This is a genomic window from Singulisphaera rosea, from assembly GCF_054877945.1.
Genome location: NZ_JBTYIP020000065.1, coordinates 1 through 5039, shown reverse-complemented (window position 1 = coordinate 5039; position 5039 = coordinate 1). Strand labels below are relative to the sequence as shown.

Annotated in this window: 3 protein-coding genes and 1 pseudogene; 3 read left to right on the top strand and 1 reads right to left on the bottom strand. The window is 59.2% G+C overall.

Features of this window, described 5'->3' with window-relative positions:
• Both ACYOEI_RS40780 and ACYOEI_RS40775 read left to right on the top strand, forming a co-directional pair.
• On the top strand, nt 1-2066 hold a 2066-nt coding region (locus tag ACYOEI_RS40780), incomplete at its 5' end, for an RHS repeat-associated core domain-containing protein (protein WP_462856426.1).
• A 13-nt stretch (nt 2067-2079) separates the two neighbouring features.
• Nucleotides 2080-2772 carry an Imm25 family immunity protein gene (locus ACYOEI_RS40775; protein ID WP_462856425.1) on the top strand — a complete coding sequence of 231 codons (693 nt, stop codon included), beginning with the start codon at nt 2080-2082 and terminating at the stop codon, nt 2770-2772.
• 25 nt (nt 2773-2797) lie between these two features.
• On the opposite strand, the gene ACYOEI_RS40770 is transcribed toward ACYOEI_RS40775, so the two are convergent.
• Nucleotides 2798-3163 carry a hypothetical protein gene (locus ACYOEI_RS40770; RefSeq protein WP_462856424.1) on the bottom strand — a complete coding sequence of 122 codons (366 nt, stop codon included), beginning with the start codon at nt 3161-3163 and terminating at the stop codon, nt 2798-2800.
• Between the two features lie 12 nt (nt 3164-3175).
• On the opposite strand from ACYOEI_RS40770, the pseudogene ACYOEI_RS40765 reads away from it, so the two are divergent.
• A pseudogene (locus tag ACYOEI_RS40765) lies at nt 3176-5039 on the top strand (hypothetical protein); the annotation flags it as partial.

Sequence of the window (5039 nt, the reverse complement as noted above, 5' to 3'; positions counted from 1 at the left end):
CGAGTCGGACGGATGCGACGGGGGCGATGACGACGTTCGCGTGGGACTACCGCAACGAGCTCGTCGGCGCGACGATCCGAAACAGCTCCGGGACCATCACCGAGCAAGTCACCTACACCTACGACGCCGTCGGCGACCGGATCGGCGTCAAAGTCCTCGCAGGCCAGCGCTGGGCGGTCTACGACGGCGACCAGGTCTACGGCGACTTCAACGGCGTCGGGGCTGTGCTGACCCGCTACCTCGACGGCCCCGCCGTCGACGAGCTCCTCGCCCGGACCAGCTCCGGCGTCTCCGCCTGGTACCTGACCGACCGCTTCGGAAGCGTCCGCGACATCGCCGACACATCAGGAACCCTGATCCGCCAGGACAAGTACGACGGCTACGGCCAATTCCTGAGCGGCACCGGCTCCGGCGGTGATGCGTTCATGTTCGCCGCCATGCGTTACGACACGGCGACCGGCCTGAACTACGACCGTGCCCGCTGGTACGACGGAGTGACGGGTCGGTTCGTGAGCCAGGATCCAATGGGTTTCGCGGCGGGAGACGCGAACTTGTACCGATACGTAAAAAATAGTCCAACAAATTATATCGATCCAACGGGAATGTACCCTGGCACTAATGGCTGGAGTGGTTCGAATCTATCCCTAACAGAAGGACCTATTAATGACTTTTTTAATTGGATGGCAGGTGGCATAACAAGCACGCGTAGGGTTCTTGATCCTGTCGCCAATAGAGCTCGGCGATCGGTAGGAATGTCTGAAGCGTGGGATCCTGTTGGTCGACCGGACAAGGTCCGCGATCCCGCGCCTGTGCCGGAATGGACGCTGGAAGGGACGAAGCAGGCATTGGATGGGATCGGGGTCCTGGATCCTTCACCAGCCACCGACTCGGCGAGTGCGGTGATTTCATTACTCCAAGGTAATTTACTCGATGCCGGAATCTCGCTGCTGGCCGCGTTTGTACCCTACATTGGTGATCTCGCGAAGGGATTGAAGTACGGAGGTAAGCTAGCAAAGTTCGCCGATGACGGATCTGATCTGGTTTCGGGTTTCGGCCGTGCAGCCAATCGGTCGGGATTGGACGATGCCTCGGCTGTGTTAGCCCGAAGAGCAGATGAGGGTGGGTCGAAGTTTGCGAGGCAGATGAATGATGCTCCATCGCTCGGAAAGGATACCTGCTTTGCGGCAGGAACCCCGATCCTTACACCCAGTGGGTTCAAGCCAATTGAGGCACTTCGGGTCGATGATTTGGTCCTGTCGGCTCCAGATGATGATCCGGATCATCCTGTCGTCGCTCGCCGAGTCCTGGGCCTTTATCAAGGATACTCGCCACTCTTAGGAATTCTCGTCTGCGGTCGTCTGATCCGGACAACGGCCAAACACCCCTTCTGGGTCCAGGGTCGAGGTTGGACGGATGCGCAGCATCTGAAGGCTGGTGATCACCTTCGGACCCATCTCGGTCGAACGGTGGTCGTGGAGTGTCTCGAATACGAATTGAGCTCGACAACGGTTTACAATTTCGAGGTAGAAGAATACCATACCTACTTTGTCGGAAGGGAGTCGTGGGGCTTTTCGGCGTGGTCACATAACGATCCGTTAAACATATTAAATCGATGTTTCCTTCCGAGGGACTCTGATCTCGACATTGGTCTGCCTACCTATCGTGACCCGAAAACGGGACAGTTGTCCTTCCTCGAACCTGATGCTCCAAAGAAAAACCCTTGGAGCTACATGACTGAATGGCATGACAAGCGGGCGACGGAATTGTTTGGACCTGGCTCGGGCCGCAATAACATCGGAGGACGAAATTACGACAAGAGATTTGCTGGTCGAGACATCGAGTTCAAATCAGACAATTTTTCCAAAGGCGAGAGATCGCAAGATTCCTTGGATCGCATGAACACACAAATTGGAAAAGATATTGAGAATCTGAACAACGGGGTTGCCAATCCGCATTGGCATTTTGACCATGATCCTCGTGTCGCACCAGAGATGGCACCTCTACTAAAGCGGCTTAAGGACGCAGGCATGCCTTGGACATGGGGTCAGTCAACTCCCTCATTCTGAAAAAGGAAGCGAAATGTCATCATTCCCCGAGAACGTATTTCAAGCCTTCCGTAGCTTGACGATCGAACATCGTTTCGTACCGGTTAAGGTCGGAGCCAGCAAGCGATTTGCATCGCTTGCAAGGCAGGAAACCAAAAATGTATATTCTTATTTGTTTGCAAGCGATGGGAGAATGAGTGGGGGAAATCTGGACATCGATCTTTGGATTGCTCCACCAGATGAACCAGGGGATGGCCTCGACAGACTGTACGTCGGCCACAAGATTCGAATTGCCAGCGAGTTCGAAGTGGATGATGGTTACTTTGCAAAATCTCAACAAAGAGTTATTCATCTGTTGCCGTTCGTTTCGGCGATCGTTCCACTTGTCGATCAGGAGCTGGAGGAGCCTAGCTTTCAAACGAAACGATGGAGTGTATATCGGATCCAAAGAAAAGCCATTTTCTCTGTTTTGACCGAGGCTGCTAATGGGAACAATCGCATCCGTGCTGCGGTCAACGAAGCTAGACGTCTTGCCGATGAGAAAGGTAGCATGGAAAGACTCAAGGAGGTCTGCTTGCCCATTGCCGAATCTCTTCTCGAAAGCACCATTTTGGATGATGAGGTTTTCCAGTTCTTTAAAGGCAAAACGGACTCCTTCGCTTCTAGTATTTCCATGCATCTCTACGTTTATGCTCTAGGAGAAAAAAGCGTCGCTAGCATTTTATAAACAACGGCCCTGGAAAGAGCTAAAACTACGGCAATTCTTGATAACGCCGCTCCAGCTCGGCCAGAAGTCCCGGCCGTTGCTTCTTGGAGCGGGCCTTTCTCATGATCGTGCGTCGCCCCCTCGCCTCGATCTGGCACGTCGGTTCCCTCGCATTTCGATACGGCAGTAGCTCCTCCACCGTCAACGGGCCGGGATGGGTCGCGTGGGCGTCCAGCACGAGGACCAGCGTCGCTCCCTCCAGCACCAGCCGGATCCCTGCGTGGCAATGACCGTGGATCCGCCGCTCGTGGCCCTTCGGCAGGCGGAACCAACGCTCCATATCGAGATTATCTCGGATTGCTTCATACTCCTCCTCGCCCACGAACAGACCGGCGAGGAAGCTAAGCATCACCGCTGCCATCCCGTGACGGATCGGGTCCTCCGTCGCCTCGAAGCGATCGATCAACTCCTCGAACTTCTCCTGCCGCTCCGTGATATCCTCCTCACCCACTTCCAGGGTCTCGGCCACCTCGGCGACTACACCGACATAGTCTCGGATCAGGACAGCGAGGAGGACAGGCAATGCAGCCTTGACGATCGGGCCCAGCGGAACCGGCTGACCTCGGTGACGGACCCGCTCGGCCACGCCGTCACCTACGGCTACGACGCCAACAGCAACGTCGTCACCGTGAAGGACCCCCTGAATCGCGTCACCACGACGGCCTACGACGCCATGGACCGGGCCACCACCGTCACCGGCCCCCTCTCCGGCGTCACCGTCACCGCCTACGACGCCATGGACCGGGCCACCACCGTCACCGACTCGCTGAACCACGTCACGAGCTACCTCTACGATGCCGCCGACCGCCTGACGACCATCACCGACCCGCTCCAGCACTCCACCGCCCTCGGCTACGACGCCGCCGACAACCTCACGACGGTCAAGGATCCGCTCGGCCGCATCACCTCCTACGCGTATGATGCGCTCAACCGGGTGACGACCATCACCGACCCGCTGACCCACGTGGCGACCACGATCTACGACAACGTCGGCCAGGTCACCGGCACGGTCGACGTGAACGGCGATCGGAGCACGTACACCTACGACGCGGCGGGCAACCTGGTCACGGCGACCGACCCGTTGAACCGCAAGACGACGTCCCAGTACGACGCCGCCGACCGCCTGACCACGATCACCGACCCACTGACCCACGTTACCGGCTACGGCTACGATGCCGCCGACCGCCTGACGACGATCACCGCCGCGTTGAGCCATGTCACAGTCATCGGCTACGACGCCAACGGCAACGTCGTGACGGTCAAGGACCCACTCAACCACGTCACCTCGACGACCTACGATGCAGACAATCGGCCGACCGCCGTCACCGATCCTCTCCAGCACACCACCGCGACCGATTACGACGCCGTGGGCAACCCCGTCGTCGTCACCGACCCCCTGAGCCACCGCACGACGACCCAGTATGACGCGATGGACCGCGCGACGACCGTGACGGGCCCTAACAACGACAAGACGGTCGTCGTCTACGACGCGGCCGGCAACCAGGTGAAGGTGATCGACCCGGTCGGCAACGTCACGACCAATGCCTACGATGCGGCCGACCGACTGACCACGGTCTCGATGCCGGGTGGCGGGACGCATACCTTCGTCTACGATGCGGGTGACCAGGTGACCGGCTATACCGACGCCGATGGCCGGCACTTGACGTACGCCTACGACCTCGGCGGGCGGCAAACGGGCGAGAGCTGGCTGGCCGCCTCGGGCGGGATCCTCAAGTCGTTGACCTATACCTACGACAATCTCGGGAACATGACGGGGGCGTCCGACCCGAGCGCGACCCTGACCTACGGCTACGACTCGGGGGGCCAGTTGACCTCGGCGGGTCTCAGCGGCCCCGGCGGCCTGCCCACGATCACCCTGAGCTACGGCTACGACCTCGGCGGCAACCGCACGAGCGTGACCGACAACTTGAGCTCGGTCGGCCGCACGACGTACATGTACGACGCCGTGAACCGGATGACGACCCTGACCCAGAGCTTCGGCGGGACCGCCGGCCCTCAGGTTGTGCTCGGCTACGACGCGGCCGACGAGATGACCTCCGTCTCCCGGACGATCGGCGGCACGGGGACGGCCGTGACGACCTCGATGTCCTACGACGCGGCCGGCCGGATGACGACGCTGACACACCAGATTGCCGGAGGATCGGGTCTGGCGTCCTACGTCTACACCTTCGACAACGCCGACCGCCTGACGAGCGAGAAGTACGACG